The following is a 25720-nucleotide window of genomic DNA, read 5'->3' as shown; positions in this document are numbered from 1 at the left end:
CCCTTCCCGACTCCGAGACCACCCAGCCGCCGCCCGGCAAGCCGCCGCCCAAGCCGGAGGTGGTGGATCCGCCGCCGCCGGATCCGGACGCCGAGGTGTTGGACCCCACGCCCATCCCCACGACGGACGGTGTCCCGGGACCGCTGCCCGGCGTCTACACCGACAAGGGCGAGGCGCCGGAGAACGACCTCATCCGCGGGCTCGTGTCGTTCCCCATCCGCGACCAGGCCGCGCTGGAGCAGCGCATCCAGGACCTCTACAAGCCGGGCCACGCGGGCTTCCGCAAGTACATGACGCCCGCGGAGTGGAACGCGAAGCACGCGCCGCTGGAGAAGGACATCACCCTCGTCACGGACTGGATGAAGTCCGAGGGCCTCCAGGTGCCTCGCGTCGCGTCCAACCGGCTGCTCGTGCAGTTCGTGGGCACGGTGGGCCAGTTCAACAAGGCCTTCGGCGTGAAGCTGCGCATCCTGGAGCGCAAGTCGCCCCAGGGCGGCAATGATCCGCACGACGTCTACGGCCTCACCGAACCCATCAAGGCCCCCACGTTCGTGAAGGAGCGCGTGCACGCCATCGTCGCGTTGGACCTGCCGGCGGCCACGGGGGAGCAGCCGGGCGAGTTCGGCCAGCCGTCCACCGACAAGCCGGACCCCATCAACGAGGGCCTCACCCCGCAGCAGGTGGCGCGCGCGTACGGCGTGGACACGCTCTACAACCAGGGCCACCGCGGCCAGGGCACGAAGCTGGGCGTGGTGATTGGCGCGGGCTTCCGGTGGAAGGACGTGCGCGCGTTCTGGAAGATGTTCGACATCGAGCGCGCGGACCCCAAGGTCGTCCAGACGATGGAGGCGCCCGTCACGCGCTACCGCGAGGGGACGCTCGACATCGAGTGGGCCGCGGCGATGGCGCCGAAGTCGGAGGTCATCGTCTACATGGGCCCGGACGCGCGCAACACGTCCATGCTCTTCACCTTCAACGAGGCCATCGCCCGGGGCGAGGTGTCCGTCATCACCACGTCCTTCGCGCACCGCGAGGACTCCGAACCGCGCGCGGTCCACGAGCAGTACAGCGCCTCCGGGATGATGGCCGCCGCGCTGGGCATCACCGTCGCGGCGGCGAGCGGCGACTCCGCGGGCGTGGACACGCCGGGCTCCAGCCCCTTCGTCACCGCCGTGGGCGGTACGCAGCTGAAGATGAACGGCATGACCGTCACGGGCGAGACGGCCTGGTTCTACTCCGGCTCCGGCATCAGCCGCTCCTTCACCACGCCGGAGTGGCAGAAGGGCATCGTCCCGCTGCCCGCCAAGCGCGCGGTGGTGGACGTCGCGCTCAACGCGGACAGCGGCTACTGGTACACGTGGCTGGGCGTCACCACGCCCAACACCGGCACGTCCTTCGCGTCGCCCATCTTCGCGGGACTCGTCGCGGTGGTGAATGGCGCTCGCTCCGAGGTGGAGAAGCCGCCGGTGGGCTGGCTCAACTCGCAGCTCTACACGCTGCCCAACGTGCAGGGCACCTTCCGCGACATCACCGTCGGCGTCACCGACCGTCAGTACGAAGCCGGACCGGGCTGGGACATCCCCACCGGCTGGGGCGCCCCCAACGCGGACGGGCTCCTCCGCACCCTGCCCTAGCAAGGAGGCATCCGAAGGCGGACAGGCATGCGGGCCCTTCCCCGGCTGTCATCCGGGATTGACGACTTGAGAATGCGTGCACAGGGCATGGTGTTCGGGACGGGACCATGTCCCAGTCCCCCCTGCGCACGCCCCTCCTCTGCCTCCTGCTGCTCGCAGCCGCCTGCAGCAGCGCCGTCGCCGGTCCGATTGACGCCGTGTCGGAGGCACCGGATTCCCAGTCACCCGGAAGCGTCGTCCAGGCGCCCACGGCGCCCTCGGCTCCTTCAGGAGACGTGAGCCCGACGCCGACGGGATCCACGCCCACGACCGGGGAAGCGCCGACCGGGACGCCCGTCGTCACCGCGCCTGCTCCCTCCACGAGCGTGTGCGCACCGCTCAGCGCCCTGGCCACCCTCCAGGGGAACCTGACGACGTGGCTCCTGGGTGCGTCCATCACCGCGCCCAACAGCGGCGGCTTCAAGGAGCCGGGCGGCACGGAGCTCACCGCGTTCGAGGGCACGTTCCGCGCGCTGCTCACCCAGGGCCCCACGCCGCAGGTGGTGCAGGACCTGGGCGCGCTGGGCTACGGCGTCGCCACCTTCCGCAACACCAACGGCAACGCGTGGCTGGTGGTGCGCGAGGCAGGCCTGCTGGGCCGGGGCGGAGGCACCTTCATCGTGAACCTGTCGCCCGCGCGCAACCTGTGGCTGGAGGCGCCGCACGCGGACTCGGATGAGGGCACGCTGCGCCAGACGGCCGAACAGCTGGTGACGCTGGGCGCTCGCGCGCTGCTGCTCACCGGCAGCAACCGGTGCGCTGTGGTCGCCACCAGCCCGTGCAGCGGCACCACCACCGTGTGCGGCACGAAGGGCCTGCGCATCTCCGACGCCGCGCACTACGGCAACAACTTCTTCACCGCCGCCCACCGCGCGCTGCGGGACACGTACCCGGACGGCATCGCGGTCAGCGTGCACGGCATGGACGCGGGCGACGGCCCCGAGGCCGCCGTGGTGAGCGACGGCACCGGCGTGCCGCGCCCCGAGTCCCTCTCCGTGCGCCTGCGCGATGCGCTCAACACCCACCTGGTGGGCGCGCGGAAGGCCTTCTCCTGCAACGCGCCTGACGACGCCGGCAAGCACCGCGACCTGTGCGGCACGAGCAACGTGCAGGGCCGCATCGACAACGGCGCCGCGGACGCGTGCTTCACGGAGGCCGCCGCCGCGTCGGATCGCTTCCTCCACCTGGAGCAGTCCGACACGCTGCGCGGCACCGGCGCGTCCTCCAAGGCGGTGATCCAGGCGCTGGCGGACACGGTCCCCTGCTCGCTCACCGGTTCAGGGCTCGGCTGCCAGGCCGTGGCCGCGCAGGATCCCTGTCCGTAAGCCGACACACCGGGCCCCGCACCGGGGGTGCGCTGTCCTGCCCCCCGGGGTGAAGCCCCGAGGCAAGTGCCCTCGAGGGCCTGCCAGTGGGTCCCATCCCAGTGTCCGGACCTGGGCAGTCGCAACGACTCCCGGTCCGGATCATCGGTTGGGCAGGCGACGCTTCTCAGGCCCTGAGAGGGGCAACCCTGGTCGGGTGAAGGAGTCTCCCTAGATTCGAGCGCAGCCACCATGGCGCTCTTTTCGACCCTGACACTCTTCCCTGCCTACTCCCTCGACACCTCCATTCTCGTGGCGGTGCTCGTCGGCGTGCTCATCCTCGCGCTCCTCACGGAGACGCTGGGGTGGGTGTTCGTGGGCCTTGTCGTCCCTGGCTACCTGGCCTCGGTGTTCGTCATCCACCCGGAGGCCGGGTGCACGGTGGTGGCCGAATCGTTGCTCACGTACGGACTCGCGCTGGCGCTCTCCAGCGGACTGAGCCGCACGGGGGCCTGGAGCGAGTTCTTCGGCCGCGACCGCTTCTTCTCCATCGTGCTGGCGAGCGTGCTCGTGCGCGCGGTGAGCGAGACGTGGCTGCTGCCCGTCTTCGGCCGGTGGATGGATGATCGCTGGGGCACGTCCTTCATCGTGGACCGCAGCCTCCACAGCATCGGCCTCGTGCTGGTGCCGCTCACGGCGAACGCGTTCTGGAAGCTCAAAATCCGGCGCGGGCTGTGGCAGGTGGGCGTGCCGGTGGTGCTCACATATCTGCTCCTGCGCTTCGTGCTGCTGCCGGGCACCAACCTGTCCTTCAGCAGCCTGGAGCTGATGTACGAGGACGTGGCGCAGGACTTCCTGTCCAGCCCCAAGGCCTACATCATCCTGCTGACGACGGCGTTCCTCGCCGCGCGCTTCAACCTCAAGTACGGCTGGGACTTCAACGGCATCCTCGTGCCCGCGCTGCTCGCGCTCACGTGGCTGGAGCCCCTCAAGCTCGTCGCCACGCTGGCGGAGGTGCTGCTGCTGGTGCTCGCCGCGAAGGCGGTGCTGTCGGTGCCGGGGCTGCGCACGCTCAACCTGGAGGGCCCTCGCAAGACGGTGCTCGTCTTCTGCCTGGGCTTCCTCGTGAAGTGGACCATCGGCTGGGCCATGGGCGCCCGCATCCCGGGCCTCAAGGTGACGGACCTCTTCGGCTTCGGCTACCTCGTGCCCACGCTGCTCGCCGTCAAGATTCTCCAGAAGCAGGTGGTGGCGCGCGTGCTGCTGGCCACGCTGCACACGTCGCTGGCGGGCTTCCTCATCGGCAGCCTCGCGGGCTTCGGCCTGTCGCTCATCGAACCGCGTCCGGCCACCGCGCTCACCGCGCAGGCGCCGCGTGAACAGGTGCCCGGGCTGGGCCTGGACCGCACGCCGCTGGGCCTGATGGCCATGGGCCGCGCCACCGCGCGGGAGAGCGACGCGGGCGGCGTGTCGCTGCGGCTGAAGCATGGCGACCTGCGCACGTACAACGGGCTGTGGCACCAGCTGGATGCGTGGCTGGAGACGGGCCACACCGAAGGGATGACGGCGCTGCGCACGCAGGCCGTGACGCTGGGGCTGGAGCTGCGGGAGCTGCCGGCGGAGGAAGGTGCACCGCCGCGCTTCGCGCTGGTGGAGCGCGCGGACGGCGAGGGCAAGGCGGGCTGGGACACGTCGCTGCTGGTGCCCGGCGCGAAGGGGCCGGTGCTCGAAGTGCCGCGTCCCCTGACCGAAGCGCCGAGCGCCGAGGCCGCCGCGCTGCTGTGCGAGCGCGTGCACTGCCGCGCCATCATCGTGAGCGGCGTGGACTCACACCGCGCCGGGCTGGTGCTGGGTGACGCGCTGTCGCAGTCGGAGACGCCGCTGCGCCAGGCCCACGACGCGCTGTCCTCGCGGGAGCGGGTGCAGGTGCGCGTGGACGCGTCCCTGAAGCCGGGGCAGGTGGTGCTGCACACGGTGAACGGCAAGGCGCCGGAGTCGCTGGCCTCGCTGTGGCCGGACGCGAAGGTGACGGCCGAAGCGCCGCCGGAGCCCGGTGACACCTGGGGCGAGGCGCGGCTGAGCGTGCTGCGCGCGCATCCCACGGACCTGGCCACGCTGGTGCTCGCCCGTGCGCCGGCCCTGGCCGCGCCGATGACGGAGCGCGACGCGCTGGGCACCCTGATGGTGACGACGGAGGGGGCGCGCACGCCGACGGTGCAGCCTTCGGACGCGGAGCTGCTGGTGCTGGAGCAGCAGGTGGCGACGCCGCTGCTCGGAGGCGGGACGGCGGACGTGCCCGCGGAATTGCGCGCTCGCTGGGCGGGCGCCATGGCGGGCCTGCTGGGCCTGCGCGTGCATCCGGTGACGGACTGCGCTGGCGCGAAGGACTGCTGGTGGGTGACGGACGCGGAAGGCACACCGGGCCGGTTGGGCGCGGGGCTGCTGGCGCGTCCGGGCGGCTCGCCGCTCGCGCTGGAGGTGCCTGCTCCGGCGCGCGAGGCGGGCACGCTGCCCGTGGCCGCGGAGCTGTGGCACGAGGCTGGCGCCACCGCGCTGGTGTTCGCAACCTCTTCCGCCGACGCGCCGAACCCGGCGACCTTTGGTGAGCTGCGCACCGCGTTCCAGGCCTTCCACCAGGCGGTGCACCGCGCGCTGCCGAAGGAGCAGGGCCAGGTGCTGCACCTGCGCGGCTTCTCCGGCCGGCCCTCCGCGGACGCGGATGTGCTGGTGGACGTGGGCAGCCCGGTGCTCACCCCGGCGCAGCGGCCGGCGGAGCTGGAGCGGCTGTTGTCGCAGGCGGGCCCGCTGGGCTGGCTGGGCAAGCGCGTGCGCTACCACGACGGCTCGCCGGAGCTCGCGGGGCTCAATGACGCGAGCCCGCAGCAGGTGTTCTCGCGCACCTTCGGCGGGGCGAAGCTCGCGACGCTGTGGCTGTCCGAACCGCTGCGCGGCGCCTTCGTGGGCCCCCGGCTCGCGACCGAGGAACTGGCGCTCACGGGCCTCACGCCCGAGGAGCCGCGCGAGTCTCCCGAGCGCGCGCTGCTGGCGGACCGGCTGGTGGCGCCCTCGCAGCCGGTGTCGCCGGTGTTGAAGGAGCACTTCGCGCAGCTCACCGCGAGCGCGGAGCGCTACCTCGCGCAGCAGAACGTGCACGACCTGCGCGCGCTGTCCCAGGCGAAGCGCGTGGGCCCCGTGACGCAGCAGGTGAAGTCCGGCTTCAGCGCCAACCACGGCCTGCCCTTCCTCCTCGTGGAGGCGCGGCAGGGCCGGCAGGTGCTGCGGGCCGTCTATTTCCTTCAGCAGCACCCGTCGCCGCTTCAGCGCGCGGAGCTGACCGCGGGTGACGCGGAGCTCGCGAGCGCGGTGGACGTGGCGCTGCGCCACCGCCGCCCGGTGGTGTTGACCGGGGAAGTCTCCCGCGAAGAGGCCCGTCGATGAAGACCAAGAGCCGCGCCCTGCTGGCGCTCCTCGGCCTGGTGGCGGGCCTCGCGCTCGTCTGGGGCGCGAGCCTCGCCGTGCTGGGCAACACCGACACTCCCACCGCGCGCCGCGACGCGAAGTTCATCAACGCCGAGCGCCTCATCTTCTACCGCCTGGAGCCGGGCAAGGAGATGCGCGTCCGCGTCCCCATCGAGGCGGAGGAGCTGCTCGTCGTCACGCACGAGCTGTTGCCCGACGGCACGCCTTACGCGCCGGAGAAGCAGTACCAGTACGGCCTGCAGGCCATCCTCCGCGCGCCAGAGGGCATCCTGCTGGAGCGCTCCATCTTCACGCGCACGCGCCAGAGCAAGGGCCAGCCGCAGGAGGACGGAACGTTCCTGGAGGAGAGCGCCTTCACCACCCACGCCAGCTTCCAGGTGACGGACGAGCGCGAGTTCGTGCTGCGCCTGCCCAAGGAGCGCTCGGGCCACTCCGTGCTGTACCTGCGGCCCGCGGGCGCGCACGGCACGCTGCTCGCTCGCGTGTATGTCCGCGCGCACCGCACGCTGCCGCTGCTCGCGTCGCAGAAGCTGGCGCAGGCCCGCGCGGAGGTGCGCGCCGGCCGCGCCACCTTCGAGCCCTTCGAGAAGCTGTCCCCGGAGACGCGCCGCTGGCTCGCGGAGGAGCACTGGGAGCGCCTCAACGCGGAGGGCGAGGCGGGCACCGACTACCAGATTGAACCTGTCTACCGCACCGCGTTCCGGCTGCCGCTGGTGGAGGCCACCGAGTCCGTGCAGGAGCGGCTGGGCGCCGGTCGCGCGGTGGCCCTCAACGTCACCGGGCCCGCGAAGCCCGTGCTGTGGCTGTGGAGCGACGCGACGGACATGCACCCGCAGCCGCACGGCCCCGTCACGGTGCAGACGCTGTCGTCGGACGGCCTCACGCACACGCTGGAGCTGCCGGGCCCCGTCGCGGGCTCGCCCATGTCGCATTCGTTGGAGCTGCCCGCGGGCGTGCACACCGTGACGGTGCGCAACGACGGCAAGGAGGACCTGCGCTACACGGTGGAGGGACCCTTCGAGTCCTGGCTCCTGCCCGCCGGTTCGCGCCCCGCCGTGCCGGGCGCCGCGGCGGAGGGCCGTGTGGCCTTCTTGCCGGACACGCGCCGCACGGAGGCGTTCGCCACCGGGCCCTCGTGCCCCGTGCTGGAGCTGGAGTTGGATCCGCGGATGGACGCGTCCGGGCGGCTGGTGCGCATCGACGCGCGCTCGCTCGACCGCGCGCCCACGCGTGAACCGCTGCGCCTGAGCCTCACGGTGCTGGACGCGCAGGGGCAGCCGCTGGGTCAGGCCGCGCTGGACGCCATGGCGGAGCCCGCCCCCTTCGAGAGCGCGGACCTCGTTCCGCTGCCGGGCGGCGCGCTGCCGTGCAGCCCCGTGACGACGGCCACGGCGATGGCGACGAAGGACGCGGGCACCGGGACCACGGGCGAGGTGACGGACCTGCCCGCCTGGGTGTCGCAGGTGGCGAGCGCGCGGCTCTTCCTCCCGGCGGGTGCGCGCAAGCTGCGCGTGGAGGCGCCGCGCACCACCATCGTGCAGCTCTACAGCTTCCTGGCCGGCACGCAGCCGCTCACGGCCGTGGCGCCCTATACGCAGACGGCGCTCACCGGCGTGCGCTGGCGCAACGCGCCCCTGGATCAACGCTCGTGGCACCCCATGCGTCCGGCCAACCTGGACGCGCTGATGCAGGGCGGCGCCCGCATGGAGCTGCTCAGCCAGGTGCGCCTGGAGCCCGTGGGTCCGGAGGAAGAAACGCTGCGCCCCTCGGGCGACGCGGTGGTGGTGCGCCCGTACGGGACGCCCTCCGTGGTGGAGGTGTTGGAGTCGGCGGAGGCGGACAGCGCGGACGTGGTGCGCGCGCTGTCCACCCTCCTGGAGCCGGGCCGCGCGGTGCGGGCGCAGTTCGACGCGCGCACGCCCACCCGTCCGGAGGTGCGCCTGTCGCTGAAGGACGCGGCGGCGCTGGGCAACGAGGTGGAGGTGCTGCTCGACGGCGAGCCGCTGCACCGCTTCACCGTGCGCTCCACCCGCTCGCGTGAGTTGCTGCCGCCCCTGCCGCCCGGTGAGCACGAGGTGCTGCTGCGCTCGTCCGCGCCCGGCCTGACGGCGATGCTCAACCGGCCGCCCGCGGCGGGCAGCGGCCTGCGCTCGCGCACGGTGTACCCGGTGGGCTCAAGCGGCCTGCGCGTGCCGGTGCGCAAGACGGGCCCGGGCGCCGTCACACTCAACGTCGTCGTCTACACGCCGGTCGCGGAGGGCTCCGCGGAGCCCCGGCTGTCCGTCACCATCGACGGTGGCAACCCCGTGCGCCGCGCCAGCGTGCTGGTGCCGCACGTCACCCGCGCCGAGCGCACGGTGCTGCTGCCGGCCTCCACGCGTGAGCCGGCCATGCCGGCGGGCCGTCCGGGCGTGCGCTGGTACGCGCGCACCGTGCCGGTGACGCTGGGCGAGGACATCGCGCCGGGCCTGCACACCGTGCGCATCCAGGCGGTAGGCCCGGAGCCGCTGTGGGCGCGCTTCTTCGTCTTCGGTCAGTCGCTGGAGAACACCGCCCCGCGCGAGTGGAACCGGGGTGGCTGGCAGCCCGAGGACACGCTGTGAAGTCCGCCCGGAGGACCGGGTCGTGGCGCCCGTTCGTGGCCGCGGGGGTCGTGTCGGCGCTGGGATGGTCCACCAGCGCCCACGCCCAGCAGGCCCCGTCCACCGAGGAGCCCCAGGCCGGCCTGCACGCGAAGGCCACGGCGCGGCCCGCGAAGCAGCCCGTGCCGAAGACGAAGACGCCGCGCGAGCAGGTGCCCCAGGAGGATCCGACCGTGAGCCTGCCCTCGAACGCGCGGTGCCGGGTGGATGCGCGCTTCTCCGGGCTGTGGCCCCCCGTGGACGCCGTGACGTTCCAGCCCACCACGCTGGAGGAGCGCGCGGCCTTCGCTCGGCTCATCCCCGCGCTGCTGGCGGCGGCGCCGAAGCAGAAGACCGTGCCGCCGGAGCTGACGGAGGTGGCCGCGTCGGTGGGCTTCCTCCTGGAGACGTGGACGACGCCGCGCGACACCTTCTGGGTGCTGCGCGAGCGGCCGGACCGCTACCACGGCGCGGGCGCGTACGTGGTGCGCACGGGCGAGGCCACCGACGACGTGGTGCAGGTGCCGCACCCCTACTTCGACATCGGCACGGAGGACATCGGCTCGGCCGTGTTCTCCTGCCCGCCGGAGGGTCGCGCGCCGCGCCTGTTCATGACGGCCACCGCGCACCGCTATCACGGCACGCCCGGCGAGACGCCCGAGGATCCGGAGCACCCGGCGGACGTGGCGCACAACCCGGATCATCTCTTCCAGACCGTGACGGACCTGGCCGCGCGCTCGCTGTCCGCGCCGCACGTGGTGCAGCTGCACGGCTTCGGCGAGTCGAAGATTCAAAAGGGCCGCAGCGACACGCTCGCGGCGGTGGTGAGTGACGGCTCGCGCACGCCCGGAGCGTGGGCGCGGCAAGTGGTTGCACCGCTGGAGGAGGCGCTGGGACCGGGCGTGAAGCTGTTCCCGGAAGGGGCGCAGGTGTTGGGCGGTACGCAGAACGCCCAGGCCCGGCTGCTCCAGAACTACCCCGGCGCCCGCTTCCTGCACCTCGAAATGTCATCCCGTACGCGCAAAGCGCTGGCCCGTCCGGCGCGATTGCAGCGGCTGGCCCAGATTCTGTTCGCACCCTTGGAGGACTGAGCGCCGATGTTTCCCGTTCGACGCCGCGCCCGTTTCACCCTGCTCGTGGGAGCGCTGGCTGCGCTACCCGTCATCGCGCAGCCCGCGGTTCCGCAGCCGTCCGTCATCGCCCGCCGCGAGGAGGGCATGGCGTGGCAGCCTAGAGCCGTCCGGGGCCCCGTGGCATTGGAGGACGTCCGGGGCCATGCGCCCTACGTGCCCGACGGCACGCCCCAGGCCACGGGCAGCCTGGAGATCTCCGCCAAGAAGGGCGCCGCGCTGTGGCTGGGCCCGCTCGACGTGGTGCGCGTGTCCGGCCCCGCCGGGGCCCTGCGCTTCACCCGTGTGCCGCTGGCCGAGGGCAAGGAGTCCCCTGACCTGCGCGTGGAAGAGGAAGGCGTGTCGGAGCGTCCGGGCCGCTGGTACCTGGCGGAGCCCATGGGCGCCGGCAGCATCTGGTGGGTGACGGCGACGAAGGACGCGCGCATCACGGTGGAGCACCCCATGCCCACCTCCACGGTGAAGACCGAGGAGCGGATGCGGGACGCGCTCCTCAAGTGGGTGGACGGCCAGGGGCCGCGCCCCGCGCTCGCGTTCGACGCGGGCACGCGCGCCCGGTTGGACATCGTCGCGGCGCTCGAAGCGGAGCTCGTGGCCGGTGAGCCGCAAGATTCGAAGCTGCGCGAAGCGGTGCACGCGTGGCGCAAGGCGGAGGTCCTGCGCGAGTGGGCGCTGGTGTCGCCGCTGTGGGGTCAGGCCGTGCGCGTGGCGCGTCCGCATCCCGCGGGCGCTGAAGTGGCGCTGGAGGGCATGGACGCGCCCTGGTACCGCCCGGAGGAGAAGGGCAACGTCTGGGCGCTGGAATTGGAAGGCCCGGGCGTGCTGTCGCTGGAAGCGCGCGCGGTGCTGGGCGCCGGACCGGAGGCCGAGGCGCCGACGGTGGAGGTGTACGGCGTGGGCGCGACGCTCGCGCAGGCGAAGCTCACCCCACAGCCCGCATGGGCGGAGGCCCCCGAGGGCGCTGCGTTGCCGGACGGGCGCACCGCGCGGGTGCTCGCGTCGGGCGAGCGCGTGGGCATCGCGGAGGAGCTGCGCGTGGCGCTCGCTCCGGGCAAGCACAACTACCGCGTGAGCTGGAAGGGTGGCCCGCTGATGTTGCGCGCGCGCCTGGCCACGCGGCGTCCCACGTTGGGCGAGGCGCTGTCGCACCAGACGCACTGGACGGAGCTGGCGGAGAAGGCGTGGGAGCAGGTGAAGGCGGACCCGTCGCCTCGCGCGCTGCTGCTGCGCCAGCGGCTGGTCGCGCTGATGCCGGAGCTGGCGCGCGGCACGTACGGGAAGATCAACCCGGAGGGCCTGTCGCCAATGCTGCGCACGCTCGCCGCTGTCGGAGACCGGGACACGGATGCGGCGGTGGAAGCGCTGAAGGGCACGGACGCCTCGCCGCTCGCGTGGCACCTGCGTCTGCGCACCGCGAAGCTGCTCCTGGACGATGGCAAGACGGACGCCGCGCACGCGCTGCTGGGCACCGCGCCCGCGCTGCCGGAAGCGGGCTTCCTCACGGCCGAGGCGTCGGAGCTGGTGGCCCGCCTGCCGCTGGGAGATCCGCTGCGCAGCCGCGAGCTGGCGGCGCTGGAACTGGCCTGGCGCGCGGAGCCGCTGTCGGAGGACATCCGCCGCCGCTACCGCACCGCGTGGTGGCGCGCGAGCCGCTGGTCGCAGGTGACGCCCGCGCCGCAGGAGTCGGCAGGTGATGCACCCGAGGTGAAGCCGTCGCAGTGGTTGGACATCCAGGGCGTGGAGGCCGACGCCTCCATGGCGGGCAGCGCGATGTGGCCGCTCGCCCTCGGAGGCACCACGCGCGTCCAGGCCACCGGCCTCGCCGAGGCCCCCACCCTGCTGCGCGCCTACGTGATGACGCCGCCGGGCGCGAAGAAGAACCCGGTGCTGCACGTCGGCGGCAACGCGTTCCCACTGCTGCCGCTGTCGTCGGTCGAGCCGGTGGAGATCGCGCTGCCGCCAGGTGAGCACGCGCTCAAGCTCGACGGTGCCGAGGGCACGCGGGCCTTCCTCTCGCTCGCGCCCGCGCAGTCCCAGGGCACGCCTGCGGAAGTGGGCTACGTGCGCACGCAGTGGCCGGTGAAGGTGGCCTCCAAGCCGGTGCGCTTCCGCGTGCCGGACGCGAAGCTGCCCTCGCCCGTGCGCGTGCAGCTGCGTCCGGTGAACGCGGCGGCGGGCAAGCCCCTCGTCGTGCGGATGTTCACGGACGTGGGCCACGCGCGCCGGCTGGTGCTGATGCCCTCCGAAGCGAGCCCGCGCCACCTCGCGCTGGAAGGCGCACGGGGCACATCCTCCGCGCCCGTCTCCGCGGTGGTGACGCTGCCGGCGCAGGCGCGTGAAGTCTGGTTCGAGCCCGAGGATCCGAAGGCCTCGCTCGTCGTCTCCCTCTCGGTGCGCCGCGCCGAAGTGGCCGCGCCCGCGCAGGCCCCCGCGCCTGCACCGCAGCAGGCCGGCACGTCCTACGAAGCGCTCCAGGCGCTCTCGCGCACGCTGCGCACGACGCCCGGTGACGCGGAGCCGCGCCTGACGCGCGCGGAGCTGCTCTCGTCACTCCAGGAGGACGGCTTCGCCCGCGCGGACGTGGGCCGCCTGCTGGATGCGCAGACGAAGCTGACGCCGGAGCAGCAGAAGCGCCTGCTCGCGCTGATGGACCGGCTGTCGCAGACGTCGGTGCGCACGGTGCGCTTCACGCAGGCCATCACGCAGCCCACGCTGGTGTCGCCGGCCTACGCGGCGCTGCCGGACACGGGCGACGCGAAGCTGTCGGCCTCCAGCGCCCAGGTGCGCGAGGGCCACGTGCAAGAGGCGCTCGCGGCGGTGTCGGGCGACAAGAGCGTCGCGGGTCGCTACCTGCGTGCGAGGTTGCTGGCGGCCTCGGGCGAGGACGCGGCGGGCGCGCTGGCGATGGCGGCGCTGTACCGCGAGACGGGCCTGCCGCAGGTGGGGCTGGAGGCGCTCGCGATGGTGGAGCGGCTGCAGGACTCGCCCCAGGCGTGGAAGGACGGCGGCGCGCCCCTGGGTGCGGCGCTGGCGGGCCAGCTCCAGGCGTGGGCGGATCATCCGGACGTGCGGCGCATGCGCTTCACGGCGGGCCGCTGGACGCGCTGGGAGCGGCTGCGTGACGCGGAGGAAGCAGCGGGCTCGCTGGAGGCCACGTCGGAGGCCGGCACGGACGACGAGGACGTGGCGCAGGCGGTTCGCAAGGCGCTGCTCGCCCCGCCGTGGAAGCTGTCCGAGTCGAAGCTCCTGCCCGCGGGCGCCTCGCGCGTGATGAGCCTCGTGGTGAAGCAGCCCCGTCCCCTGGGCGCGGAGGTGCTGTGCGGAACGACGCCCAGGCCCGGCGTGGACACCGCCGGCACCTGCGCCTTCGCGCTGCGAGTCGACGGCCGCGTGGTGCGGGAGCTGAAGGTGAACGAGGGCGAGACGGCCGTGCTGGGCACGCGCCTGGACGTCCCCGGCCGGCACCAGGTGGAGGTGACGCTGGCCCGGGCGGACACGCAGCAGACCGGCCTCGTGCGCTTCGTGGACTCCGAGGAAGGCACCGCCAACGCGCGCGTGCTGGTGGCGCCGCAGCCCCTGTCGCTCCTGCGCAGCCGTCCGGGCTCGCCGGTGGTGATGACGGTGCTGGGCCCCACGGCCCTGCGGGTGCGGGCCTACGCGCTCGCGCCTGGCCAGGGCCGCGAGCTGCTCCTGCGCAGCACCCCGCTCCCGTCCGGTGACGGCACGGGAGGCTCCAGCGCGGAGGACGGACCGCTGATGCACCTGGGCCTGCCCGGGGACGCCGACCCTGGCCTCAAGGGCGCATCCCAGCCCCTGGGCCGCGCGGGTGAGACGTGGCTGCTGCTCCCCTCGCGCGGTCCGCACCGCGTGAGTCTGGAGTCGCCCGCGGGTGAAGCCCTGGTACAGGTGCAACTGGGTGTCGTCGCGGATCCGAGCGCGCTCGCGACCCCGACGTGGGCCCAGGGCACCACGGGCCTGGAGCCCCTACCCTGGCCCGCGCTGCCGCCTGGCCTGTCGCTGTTGCCCGAAGGCATGGCGCCCGAGGCGCAGCCCCACGGCCTGGGCATGCTGTCCGCGGAGCTGGGCTTCCGCAGCGAGGACGTGGAGGAGGGCGAGCTGCTCAACCGCCCGCTCCAGACGGGCATGGAGCTGCGACTGTCGCTGCGCCGCGAACTCTCTCCGGGCCGCGCCTGGCTGCGCTTCACGCCCGAGGCCCGCTACCCGCTGGGCCAGTCCGCCGTGCTGGGTGGCACCGCGGCGTTCTACCTGACGCAGCTCCCGCTGGACCTGCGCCTGGCCGTGCAGGGCGCCGTGTTCACGCAGACCCTCGACGGCGCGATGCGCTGGAGCGCCCGGGGCCGCGTGTCCGCGGATCGCTTCGTGCGGCTGTCGCCCGACCTGGGCCTCATCCCCGGCCTGGGCCTGACGCTGGAGTCCATGCAGGGCGGCGGTGAGGTGGACGCCTCCCGGTACGACCAGAACGTCTACTGGCTCTACGGCAAGGACCACCCGCAGCGCCTCGCGCCCCGGCTGTCCCTGCACTGGCAGCCGTTCCAGGACCATGTGGGCACGCTGGGCATGTCCGCCACGAGCAACGCCAACCTCTACACGGTGGACAACGCGGGCGGCTACGCGAGCTGGGCCGCCCTCCTGGGAGGCAAGCTCCAGGGCACCCGCGCGGAGCTGGGCTACGGCATGTCCCAGCGATTCCAGGACGACCACCGCGCCACGGCCTACCTGCGCCACCGCGTCTCCGGCCGCGTGGACTGGAACCTGTGGATGGGGCGCAACGGCAGCCGGCTGATGCTCTACGCCGAGGACCGCGTGTTCCTGTCCGGCCCGTACGGAACGCAGAACCTCTTTTCACTCGGAGCACGGTGGGACTGGACCGGCGGACGTGGGTTGCAGGACGTCACGCCGACCGAGGAGGAGTTCGAGGAGCTGCTCGATGAAGGACGTTTCCAGCCATGACCTGTCCTGATCCGAACGCGTGCCCGGGGGGACTGGGCAGGTCTGGCCGGCAATGAATAGCTCTGGCCGCGACATGCACCTGTCCACGGATCAGCTCGAAACCCTTCTGCTGGAAGCCCTGCCCCCCCTGCACCGCCGGGTGCGTCATGCCTCGGCCGGGGCCCTGGCCCAGCGGTTGGTGGAGACGTGCCCCCGCCCCGCCGGGGTGGAGGGCCTGGCCCCCTGGCTGGGCGTGGCCCTGGAGGCGCTGGAGACGGAGCTCGCCGCGGTCAACGCGGAGCTCGTCCAGTTCACCCGCCAGCACAACGAGGCCGCGGACGACGACGCGCGGCGCGAAGTGTTGGTGGCCCACCTCAAGGCCACGGTGAAGGACCGCAAGGAGCGCAAGGAGGACCTGCGCGCCCTGGACCGGTGGATGGGCTTCGACGCGCTGCGAGAGCGGCAGGAGAAGCGCCGCCACAAGCTGCTGGTGGAAGAGGAGACGGCGCTCCGGGCCCTCACGGGCGTGTTGGTCATGACGACGGCGCAGGAGCTCCAGCCGTCCGCCATCCCGCTCGCGCGACAGCTGTTGGACCGCGCCGTGGACGCGCCCCGAGCACAGAACCGCTTCGCCGCGCTGGAGGCCTTCCGGCAGCTGGCGCAGGCGGTGCCGGGCGTCGCCACCTCGCTGCCCGAGGTGGGCCCCACGCTGACGAGCCTCGCGGGCCAGGAGGACGTGAGCCCCTTCTTCCAGGCGGAGGCCCTGCACGCGCTGCTCATCGTGGACGCGCTGACGGGCCTGTCGCTCCTGCGTCAGCGCATGCGCACCCCAAACCCGTCGGAGAAGGACTTCCTCTTCCGCCGGCAGGTGCTGGAGCAGTGCGCGCCGCTGCTGTCGGAAGAGTACCGGATGCCGCTGCTCGCCGAGGTCGCGCACCACGACCCGAGCGAGTACGTCCGCATGGGCCTGTGCGCGCTCGTGGCCTCCCGTCCGGATGGACAGCCGCTCTTGCGCGGGCTGGCGGGGCTGGAGCGGGTGCCGGCCATCGCGAAGGACGCGGCGGGCCAGATGACGTCGGAGCCCAGCCCGCGCGTGCGCACCGCCGCCGTGCTGGCCGCGGTGGAGGCCGCGCTCGCGACGCCGAAGGTGAAGGGCCCTGCCCTCCAGGTGCTGGTGGACGTGCTGGGCCGGGACACCTCGCCGCTCGTGCTGCGCGTGTCGTGTGAACGGGCCGCCGCGCTGGCGGAGGCGCTGGGGGCCGCGGGGCTGGGTCCCGCGCACGCGGCGCTGCTGGACGCGGTGGAGACGCTGGCCACGCAGCCGGACGCCAGCGGGCCGGTGGTGGAGGCCGCGTCCGCGTCGGCGCAGGTGCTGCGGCGGGTGAAGGACCCGGTGCGCCAGGCGTGGACGGCGTACCTGGCCGGCCGCGTGTCGAAGCTCAAGCCGGGTGGCCGCACGCGCCTGACGATTGAACCGCCTCCGGAGAACCTGCCGGCGATGCCGGAGGGCCCGGCGTGGCTGGGCGCCATCCTCGCGGACCTGTCGCAGGACGGGCACGGCCTCTACGCGGAGCGCACGCAGAAGACGCTCACCCTGTGGCACGGCGACCGGCAGCAGCGGCGCCTGTGGCGCATGTGGCACGAGCTGGGCCGGCCCGCGCCGAACAAGCGCCAGGCCTTCCTGCACACCACCGGGCGCACGCTGTCGGGCACGCTGCGAGCGCACCCCGGACACCTGGATGAGATCACGGAGACGCTGGTCCCCGGCGAGCGAGTCCACGTGGCGAGCCAGGGCAGCTGGGGCCGCCACCTGCCCACCGTGGATGACCTGCTGGACCTGCCCCTGTCGAAGGACGGCAAGGTGCACCTGTTCAGCAGCCACGGCGAGACGGTGCTGGTGCCGCCCGCGTCGCGCCTGCGCCGTCTGGCGAACCGCCTCAAGGTGACGAAGGACTACCGCCGGCTGGCCACGCTGCGGCTCAACTCGCTGAGCGGCGAGGAGCCGCGCGAGCGCCGCCGCTTCGTGGAGCAGGTGGAGCGCGACCTGGGCGTCCAGGTGCGCTTCTCCCCGTACGGGCAGAACAAGCAGGTCCCCGCGCCGCTCGCGACGTTGTTTCAAGACGCGCCGGAGACGGTGACGAAGCCCACCACCCTGCACACGCCCGCGCTGATGGGATTGCAGAGCGGGTTCCTGGCGCTGCTCACCGAGCGCATCCTGGAGAACGAGGGCTACTTCCTGGGCATGGGCGGCAACGGCATCGCCGCGCTGGGCATCTTCACGGCGGCGCTCTTCTCCGTGTTCCTGGGCGACACGTACGTGAAGCGCCAGAACGTGCGCAAGGCGCGAGCGCAGATTCCGCTGTGCATTGGCGGATGGGGCACGCGCGGCAAGTCCGGCACGGAGCGCCTGAAGGCGGCGCTCTTCTCCGGCATGGGCTTCGAGGTGTTCGCGAAGACGACGGGCTCGGAGGCGATGTTCGTGCACAGTGCCCCGGGCGCCGGGCCGTCCGAGTTCTTCATCTTCCGCCCCTACGACAAGGCCACCATCTGGGAGCAGAAGGACATGGTGGAGCTGGGCGCGCGCCTGGGCACGGAGGTGTTTCTCTGGGAGTGCATGGCGTTGCAGCCGAACTTCGTCGAGCTGCTCCAGAACGACTGGATGAAGGACGACTTCGCCACGCTGACCAATGCCTATCCGGACCATGAGGACATCCAGGGTCCCGCGGGCATGGACGTGGCGTCGGTCATCACCAACTTCATGCCCAGGGGCGGCAAGGTGGTGACGACGGAGGACCACTTCCTGCCGCTGTTCAAGAGCGCGGCGAAGGAGAAGGACACGACGCTGCTGCACAGCGCGTGGTGGGAGGCGGAGCTGATTCCGGAGGAGCTGCTCGCGCTGTTCCCCTACCGCGAACACCCGCGCAACATGGCGCTGGTGGCGACGCTGGCGGAGCAACTGGGCGTGTCCCGTCCGTATGCGCTGGCGCTGATGGCCGAGCACGTGCAGCCCGAAATCGGCGTGCTGAAGGTCTTCCCGCAGGCGAGGGTGCGCGGGCGTCTGCTCACGTTCATCAACGGGCACTCGGCGAACGAGCGCACGGGCTTCATGAACAACTGGACCCGCACGGGCCTGGGGGACGTGGACCCGGAGGCGAACCCGGAGCGCGCGGTCATCACGGTCATCAACAACCGCTGGGACCGCGTGTCGCGCTCGGAGGTCTTCGCGCGCATCATGGTGGAGGACGCGCCCGCGGATCGGCACGTGCTCATCGGCACGAACCTGGAGGGTCTGCGGAAGTACGTGCGCGACGCGGTGGATCGCTACCTCTTGAGCACGGAAGTGGTCGCGGCGGAGGAGCTGTCCACCGCCGAGGGCGAAGGCCGGGCGGAAGTGCGGCTCGCGAAGGAGCTGGCGCGGCTGAAGGTGCCGCGTCCCACGGCGCAGACGTTCCTGGACCGCCTGGAGCGGTACGCGGCGGGCGCGGGCCTGACGGTGCAGCCCACGGTGGGGCTGACCGCGGCGGTGACGAAGGCGCTGGACGGCGCGGACGACGACGTGGCCGTGGAGAAGGTGCGCCGCGCGCTGGAGCGCGAGGTGGGTCCGCTCATCGATGAGGCGCTGGCGCCCGTTTCGCGAGCGAAGCCGCAGTCGCTGCCGGAGGTGCTGACGCCGGCGACGAAGGACGAGGTGCGCGAGCACGCGCTGTACCTGCTGGCGCGCATGGCGGTGCACGCGCGGCTGAAGCAGCTGCTGCCCCTAGGGGCAACGGGAGACGCAGCGGGACGGGTGAAGGCGTTCCACGCGAAGTTCCACGAGGCCTACCGGGCGATGTTCCTGGAGCAGGTGGTGCCGGTGTCGGATCCGCAGGCGACGGGCGACCAGGTGGTGGACGCCTGTGCCCGCGCGGTGGCGCCCGGGCTCCAGGTGAGCATCATGGGTGCGCAGAACATCAAGGGCACGGGTCTGGACTGGGTGTACCGCTGGATGGCGTTGGACCGGGTGACGACGGCGCTCAAGGCGCTGGAGGGCACGTCAGTGGAGGCGCGGCGGCGGGCGCTGGAGTCGCTGGAGACGTTCGACGACTCGGGCTTCGTGGACGCGGGCCTGGCGCGCACGGTGTTGCCGGGGCTCGTGGAGAAGGCCGGCTCGCCGGACGAAGCGGACCGGCTGCGCAAGCTGGCGGAGCGCGCGACGGCACGGCACGAGTTGAAGCTGTCGGCGCTGACGCACACGGCGGCGGGCGGCGCGACGCAGGCGGTGGTGCGCAAGCTGGAGAAGGTGTTCGACTACCTGGACAGCGTCACGCGCCGCAGGTTGAGCGAGATGCTGCTGGAGGACCTGGAGACGGGCCGCGTGTCGCACGCGAGGGCGGCCGTGGAGACGCGCAAGCTGTACGAGCGCCAGAAGGGCGGCTGGCTCTTCCGGGGTCTCAAGAAGCAGCCGCCGAAGCAGCTCACCCCGGCACCGGTGGAGGTGCCCGTGCCCCTGGAGGAGGGCCCGCAGCCGACGCAGGCGGTGTTCACGAAGACGCTGGAGCGTCCCGGCGTGGTCGTGACGGTGCCGGTGCGCCACGTGTCCTCGGACACGAACGCGGTGGCCAAGGTCGAAGGGCCGGTGTTCCGGCGAGAAGGCCCGGTGAAGCCGCAGGGGCCGGAGGTCCCGGGGTCCGAAGCGTCAGTCGATGACGCAGGCGAGCCGCTGTCCTGAGTCCTCCCGAGCGCGAGACCCGAGGAGACAAGTTCATGGAGGAGAGTCCCATCACGGACGCGGCGCTCGGGGAGCTCGCCCCGTCCCCGTCCCGTCCCCGCGACAGCGCGGTGGGAGCGGCGCCTTTCTTTGGAGGGGCGACGCGCAGGCCCGGGGAGCGCACAGAGCCCCTGCGGGTGGAGGTGGTGCGAGACCTGGCGGCCTTCGACGCGCTCGCGGCGGAGTGGAACGCGCTGGTGATGCGCGTAGACGACCAGGTCTTCTACCGGCACGAGTTCGTGCGCTGCTGGCTGGAGCACTTCGCCCCCGGTTCACCGCTGCGAGTCCTGACGGCCAGGGATGACACGGGCGGACTGGTGGCGGTGCTGGGATTGAAGGAGGAGCAGGGCCACCAGTACGGCGTGCCGGTGCGGCAGCTGGTGTCGCTGACGAACAAGCACTCGTGCCGCTTCGACCTGTTGGCGGAAGACCCGAAGCGGGCCGCGGTGGCCTTCCTCTCGCATCTGCTGGCGGACCGGCGCTGGGACGTGCTCCGGCTGTCGGACGTGCCGGAAGGAGGAGCGGCGTGGGAGCTGGTGAACGCGGCCAAGGGAGCGGGGATGCCCTGGGGCGCGTGGCCGAGCGCGAGGTCGCCCTACCTGGTGCTGCCGCCGACGGTGGAGGCGTGGAAGAAGGGCCGGAGCAACGCGAAGCCGCTGCGAAGGAGGCGCCGGAGGTTGGAGGAGAAGGGCCGCGTGGAGGTGGAGCGCGTGTCCGGGCCGGAGGGGCTCAAAGACAGACTGGAGGAAGCGTTCGCGCTGGAGCGGAGCGGCTGGAAGGCCGAACAGGGCACGGCCATCGCACAGGCGGAGCACCGGAGGGGTTTCTACACATCGCTGGCGACAGTGGCGGCCCGAAGCGGATGGCTGGGATTGTATTTCCTGCGTCTGGACTCCCGGCCCATCGCGTTCCAGTACGGCCTGGAGTACGGGGGCCGCTATCTGGCGATGAAGCCCGGCTATGACGAAGCCTTGAGCGAGGTGAGTCCGGGCCATCTGTTGACGGAGAACCTGGTCCAGGACTGCATCGAGCGGGGGTTGAAGGAGCTGGACCTGCTGGGGGACGACGCGCCCTACAAGCGGGAGTGGACCCAGGAGGTGCGGCAGCACCACTGGCTGTTCATCTACCGGGATACGCTGGTGGGGAAGACGCTGCAGCGCTCGAAGTTCCGTTGGGCACCCGTGGCGAAAAGGATGGTGGGCAGATGGGTCCGACGGCGCTGAGTTTCTACCGGGCCGCGAAGCGGCTCCAGGAGCTGCGAGTACCGCGGCTCGCGAACGTGGTGGCTGCGGTAGGGGACCGCATGCACAACAGCCATGTGGACACGAAGGCCGCGCTGCACCCCAGCGTGGAGCTGGGCTACGGAGGCATCGGCGTCATCATCGCGCCGGGGGTGGAAATTGGGGAGAACAGCTTCATCTCCCAGAACGTGAGCCTGGAAGGAACCCCCGGAGTGGCGGGAGTACCCCGCGTGGGGCGCGACGTCTTCATCGGGGTGGGAGCCCAGGTGCAGGGCCCGGTGATGATTGGTGATGGCGCGAAGATTGGAGCCAACGCGCTCGTCACGGAGGACGTGGCCCCCGGGGCCGTGGTGGCAGGCGTTCCGGCCCGGGAGCTGAAGCGCCTGCCGACGACAGGGACGTGAGCGCCGCCCACTTCCTCGTCAGCGGCGTGGGACGGCGCCAATCAAGGGTCCGCTGACCTGCTCAAGGCGAGGGCGCAGCTGGACTACCTAACGCCCCCGAATCCGGACGAGGAGCGACCCCAGTATCCACCTTCGCACGAACACCCGTTCGCCCAAGCGAAGCCAGCTCGCAGGAGCTACCGACGCCGCGAGACATCGACGCAGATGCTTGGCTCGCCATGAGAGGACTCAAGGCAGGAGAACCCTGGCGAACACTCGGGAAACGCACCACACAGCGTCTCGCAACTGCGATAGCGCTTGAACCTTGCCCACCAGGGACGCGCAGTGGGCTCCATGCCCGCCTGCCACCCCATGCAGTACCGGTCAGGGCCCTCGCAGTCCTGATCTGACTCGCAGCCCCCTTGGCTTCCGGTGAAGAGCCACGTTAGCGCGGACGAGAGGCCGATGAGCAGGCCGTACCGAACCATTCTGAGCCTGCTGCGGCTGCTTTGGCTGACCATTGCCCCCATACCGTCCATCGCTCCTGAGCTTCTCGATCACTTGCCCCTGATCGTCGAACCGCTCCTCGAACATTCACAGAGCACCGCAGCGCCGCATTGTCCGCTCCTCCCCGGTTGACGTCACGCAGCCCCACCAGTCCTCGGCAATCGGTCCTCAATCGTTTTGAGTCTTGGCATCATTTCTTCGTCTCGCTTCCTGACATTGCCAGACCTGTCTGAACGCCTCGGCGATGCGTGACCACGATGACCCCTGGGAGCGCAGCAAGGATTCAAGGACAACTGCAAACGACCTGCGACTCGTCAGAAAGCCGCGTTCGGTCCCCACACACGATTTTGTAGGCACCGTCGATGTTCTCACGGACGCTCCCCAGGAAGACTGTTCCCCGGTTCATATATCCCTTACAGCCTCCCGCACGAGATGAGCCCTCCACGACTATCACTGTCTCAGTCCGATACACACTGTAACTCCCCATCCGCCCCCAGAAGACGCCGGCCACAAAGACCGCTACGCCACCCAAGACGATCCACCAGTCCCGCTCATACATCAAGTCCCCTCAATGCCAGGCAGGGATGAGGGAGTGTTCGTCGGCGCGGAGTCACCCGGCGCAGGTGTACGCACAGCCTTGCCTTCAAAGGTACTCACCCAGTTCTTTGGCACCTCACCCTCCTCTGCGGGAAGCGCCCAGTGCAACGAGAATCGGATACAATCAGGCCCTCCCTGTGGATCCACTTCCTCTACAAAGAGCATGAATCGATCTGTCTTTCCGAAGTACTCATGCTGCTTGAGCATGAGCAGGTCGGAAGGCTTGCGCTCCTGCCAGTAGTAGTCGACCTGAGCAAAGGACAACTTGGCATCGCTGTCGCAACTCCGAACATTCGTCAGCGAAATGGTTTGCTCGTTGAGCCGTCGGTCGACAAAGGTGTCACTGCGTCCCTCCAGGAGGATGCGCCCCGACACCCAGAAGCCGTCGTAGCGGACTTCCTCCATGGACAGCACAGGCGGAATCAAGGGGCGGCCTGACGCCGCCTGTTTCCCTGCGCAGCCCATGGTGAGACATGCCATCCCCATGAGGACGGCACCTCTCCGCGGGGCTGCGGGAAGATGGGTTCGCATCCCTCCAACCTACCATTGCTACCGGAGGCACAGCTGCTGAACCCGCTTCACCCCGTCAGGCTCAATGACCTCGCGGATGCACTCGATCCGGCCCTCGGCGAACCATGAGCGGCGAACGGTGCCATCCACGAACCGCACCTCGATCAGGATGACGCCATCCACACCAATGCCGCAGTGCCGGATACGGCGCCCGGGCTCGTCGCGAACTCCGCACGAATAGAACCCGCGGGGCACGCCCAGATCGCTCCGCGACAGGAAGAGCCAGTACGGCCTGGACGCCATCCCCAGAGCCGCCACGGCGACGACCAGGGCCAGGAGCAGGAAGGCAAGAAGGCCACGATCCATTCCCAGAATCGGGGGCCTGGAATCCGAAGGGACCGTCAGCGAGTTCCGTAGCACCGAGCCTCCTTACCTCCGAATGTCTGCCCGGTCGATAACCGAGAGTTTGGCCTGGGTCTGTGGATCGTCCGGCGCATCGCGGAAGCGAAGCGCATGACGGCATTTCGCCCCCTCCGCGGGATAGCCAGAAATACTGGTTATTCATGCTATACCCAGGCCGCGAAAACAGTCCGAAAGGTCCCCATGTCTCGACACGGAAGCCAGTTCCTCGTCTTCGCCACCACCCTGCTCCTCTGTCTGGCCGCAAGCCCATCCGCACGTGCCGCCGACAGTGCCGTCTTCGTCTCGCAAAGCGTCCCGACCGTGCTCACCACGGGCGAAGTCCGCACCGTCTCGGTGACGATGCAGAACAATGGCACCACGCCCTGGACCACGGCCGGCGGCTACAAGCTCGGCACCCACAACCCCATGGACAACACCCTGTGGCTCGGCACCACCCGGGTGTACATGAATGCAGACGAGGTGGTCGCTCCCGGTGCCTCCCGGACCTTCACCTTCGACATCACCGCCCCTGCTTCAGCCGGCACCTACAACTTCCAGTGGCGCATGGTGCACGAGGGAATCGCATGGTTCGGCGCCCTCTCCACCAACGTCGCCATCACGGTCAGGGCCCCCATTCCCCATGACTCCCAATTCGTGTCGCAGTCGGTTCCGACGTCTCTCAGCGCGGGCCAGACGGCGTCGGTCTCCGTGACGATGTTGAACACCGGCACCAACGTCTGGACGGCCGCGAACAACTACAGCCTCGGTGCGCAGAACCCGCAGGACAACGCCACCTGGGGCTTCGGCCGGGTGAACCTGGCGCCGGGCGAAGCCATTGCCCGGAATGGGCAGAAGACCTTCACCTTCGCCATCACCGCCCCGCCCACGGCTGGCACCTACAACTTCCAGTGGAAGATGCTCCAGGAGGGCTACATCTGGTTCGGCGCGCTGTCGCCCAATGTGGCGATCTCCGTCACCCAGCCGCCTGTCACCCTCTGTCCCGGCGTCGCTGTCACCGCGGACGGAACGAGCGACCTGGGGCCGGCGCTCCAGGGCTGCATCAACGCCACGCCCTCGGGCGGCACCCTGGAAATCCCCGCCGGCACGTATGGCATTGCGACGCAGGTGCTGATCACCAAACCGTTCACGCTGCGGACGCAGGGACTCGCCGGGTCGACCGCCAACTGCGAGGCGCCCGGTGTCACCTGCGCCGTGCTCAAGGCGCTGCCGACCTTCAACGCCAATGTCGGAGGATTCCTCGCCGTCCAGTCGACGCACGACGTGACCCTCGACCACCTGATCCTCGACGGCAACCGGGCCGCGCGCCTGGGCACGCCCGCGGCCTCGCAATGCGCCAGCGGCAACAACTACTCCGGCTTCAACTCCCGGATGAGCGACTGCACCGCCTGCCGCTTCACCCACAATGTCAGCAAGAACGCGCTTTGCGGCACGGCGCTCGAGTTCCGCGGCCACGACGGCACCGTCATCAACAGCGTCTTCCGCTCGAACGGCCAGAACGCCACCTCCAACCTGTGGTCCGACGGCCTGACCATCCACTACTCAGACCGGGTGACGGTGACGGGCAACACGTTCGTCGACAACAGCGACGTGGCGCTCATCCTGGGCGGCGGGCGGTACGCGGTCGTCACGAACAACGCCATCAGCCAGCCGGGGCAGGTCGTCTTCGCCGGCCTGATGCTCGACAACTTCAACGGCGGCACCTCGGGTGACTTCACCGGCGCCGTCGTCACCGGCAACACCATCGACTGCGCGTCCGCCCGCAACTGCCACTTCGGCATCAACCTGGGACCCCATGCCTGGTATCAGTCCACCCCCATCCTTGGCGGTGACGTGCACGGCAACGTCGTCGCCTCCGCCCGCCAGGGCATCAACGTCGACGGCGCGGGCACCTCGGCCTCGCCCCTGGTCCTGTACGGCAACACGGTGAGCAACGCAGCCCCCGGTTCCGCGAGCTTCCTCTGCGGCAGCCACAGCACGTCCCCGCTGAACATCAACACGGCGGACTCGGTCGTGAACCGCAACGGCGATACAGCGCCGATGACAGCCTTCCCCTGGCACGGCTGTCCCTGAGCCCGCCAGAACAGGGCACGGAGCGCCCCTGGAACCTGGAGCCCCAACCGCCGAGGGCTCCAGGGCGTCCACCCTGCCCCCGCC

The 25720-nt window shown here is 71.2% G+C and carries 12 protein-coding genes; 10 read left to right on the top strand and 2 right to left on the bottom strand.

The window, feature by feature from the left end; all coding sequences use genetic code 11:
* From D7V97_RS15200 to D7V97_RS15160, 9 genes are all read left to right on the top strand, one after another.
* Window positions 1-1634, top strand: a 1634-nt coding sequence (locus tag D7V97_RS15200) for a protease pro-enzyme activation domain-containing protein (RefSeq protein WP_233582831.1), incomplete at its 5' end; no start/stop codon positions are given.
* 107 nt (window positions 1635-1741) lie between these two features.
* Window positions 1742-2998, top strand: coding sequence for a hypothetical protein (locus D7V97_RS15195; RefSeq protein WP_120611356.1), 1257 nt, complete (start codon window positions 1742-1744; stop codon window positions 2996-2998).
* Between the two features lie 231 nt (window positions 2999-3229).
* Window positions 3230-6415: a poly-gamma-glutamate biosynthesis protein PgsC/CapC gene (locus D7V97_RS15190; RefSeq protein ID WP_120611355.1), complete on the top strand. Its 3186-nt coding sequence runs from the start codon at window positions 3230-3232 to the stop codon at window positions 6413-6415.
* Window positions 6412-9060 (top strand): hypothetical protein, encoded by a 2649-nt coding sequence (locus D7V97_RS15185; protein WP_120611354.1) that lies wholly within the window; start codon window positions 6412-6414, stop codon window positions 9058-9060. Before D7V97_RS15190 ends, D7V97_RS15185 begins: the two co-directional genes overlap by 4 nt.
* Before the next feature lie 35 nt (window positions 9061-9095).
* Window positions 9096-10169 (top strand): hypothetical protein, encoded by a 1074-nt coding sequence (locus D7V97_RS15180; protein ID WP_120611353.1) that lies wholly within the window; start codon window positions 9096-9098, stop codon window positions 10167-10169.
* 6 nt (window positions 10170-10175) lie between these two features.
* Window positions 10176-15179, top strand: a complete 5004-nt coding sequence (locus D7V97_RS15175) for a hypothetical protein (RefSeq protein WP_147444817.1) — start codon at window positions 10176-10178, stop codon at window positions 15177-15179.
* A 52-nt stretch (window positions 15180-15231) separates the two neighbouring features.
* Window positions 15232-19866, top strand: coding sequence for a hypothetical protein (locus D7V97_RS15170; protein ID WP_147444816.1), 4635 nt, complete (start codon window positions 15232-15234; stop codon window positions 19864-19866).
* A 35-nt stretch (window positions 19867-19901) separates the two neighbouring features.
* Window positions 19902-21128 (top strand): GNAT family N-acetyltransferase, encoded by a 1227-nt coding sequence (locus tag D7V97_RS15165; RefSeq protein ID WP_120611350.1) that lies wholly within the window; start codon window positions 19902-19904, stop codon window positions 21126-21128.
* The gene (locus D7V97_RS15160; protein ID WP_120611349.1) at window positions 21110-21550 is read left to right on the top strand and encodes a serine O-acetyltransferase; all 441 of its coding nucleotides are present in this window, start codon (window positions 21110-21112) and stop codon (window positions 21548-21550) included. Before D7V97_RS15165 ends, D7V97_RS15160 begins: the two co-directional genes overlap by 19 nt.
* Before the next feature lie 1044 nt (window positions 21551-22594).
* Here the strand turns inward: D7V97_RS15160 and D7V97_RS15155 are convergent.
* The gene (locus tag D7V97_RS15155; protein WP_147444815.1) at window positions 22595-23038 is read right to left on the bottom strand and encodes a hypothetical protein; all 444 of its coding nucleotides are present in this window, start codon (window positions 23036-23038) and stop codon (window positions 22595-22597) included.
* Window positions 23039-23182: 144 nt separating this feature from the next.
* Window positions 23183-23509 (bottom strand): hypothetical protein, encoded by a 327-nt coding sequence (locus tag D7V97_RS15150; protein ID WP_120611347.1) that lies wholly within the window; start codon window positions 23507-23509, stop codon window positions 23183-23185.
* Between the two features lie 237 nt (window positions 23510-23746).
* Between D7V97_RS15150 and D7V97_RS15145 the strand changes: the two genes are divergently transcribed.
* Window positions 23747-25636 carry an NBR1-Ig-like domain-containing protein gene (locus D7V97_RS15145; RefSeq protein WP_158623367.1) on the top strand — a complete coding sequence of 630 codons (1890 nt, stop codon included), beginning with the start codon at window positions 23747-23749 and terminating at the stop codon, window positions 25634-25636.
* The last annotated feature ends 84 nt before the right edge of the window (window positions 25637-25720 follow it).

Origin of the sequence: Corallococcus sp. CA053C (assembly GCF_003611675.1) — a bacterium.
In the GTDB taxonomy this organism is placed as follows: Bacteria; Myxococcota; Myxococcia; order Myxococcales; family Myxococcaceae; genus Corallococcus.
The sequence above is the reverse complement of the archived record's forward strand: the minus strand, read 5'-3'. Positions and strand labels throughout refer to the sequence as shown.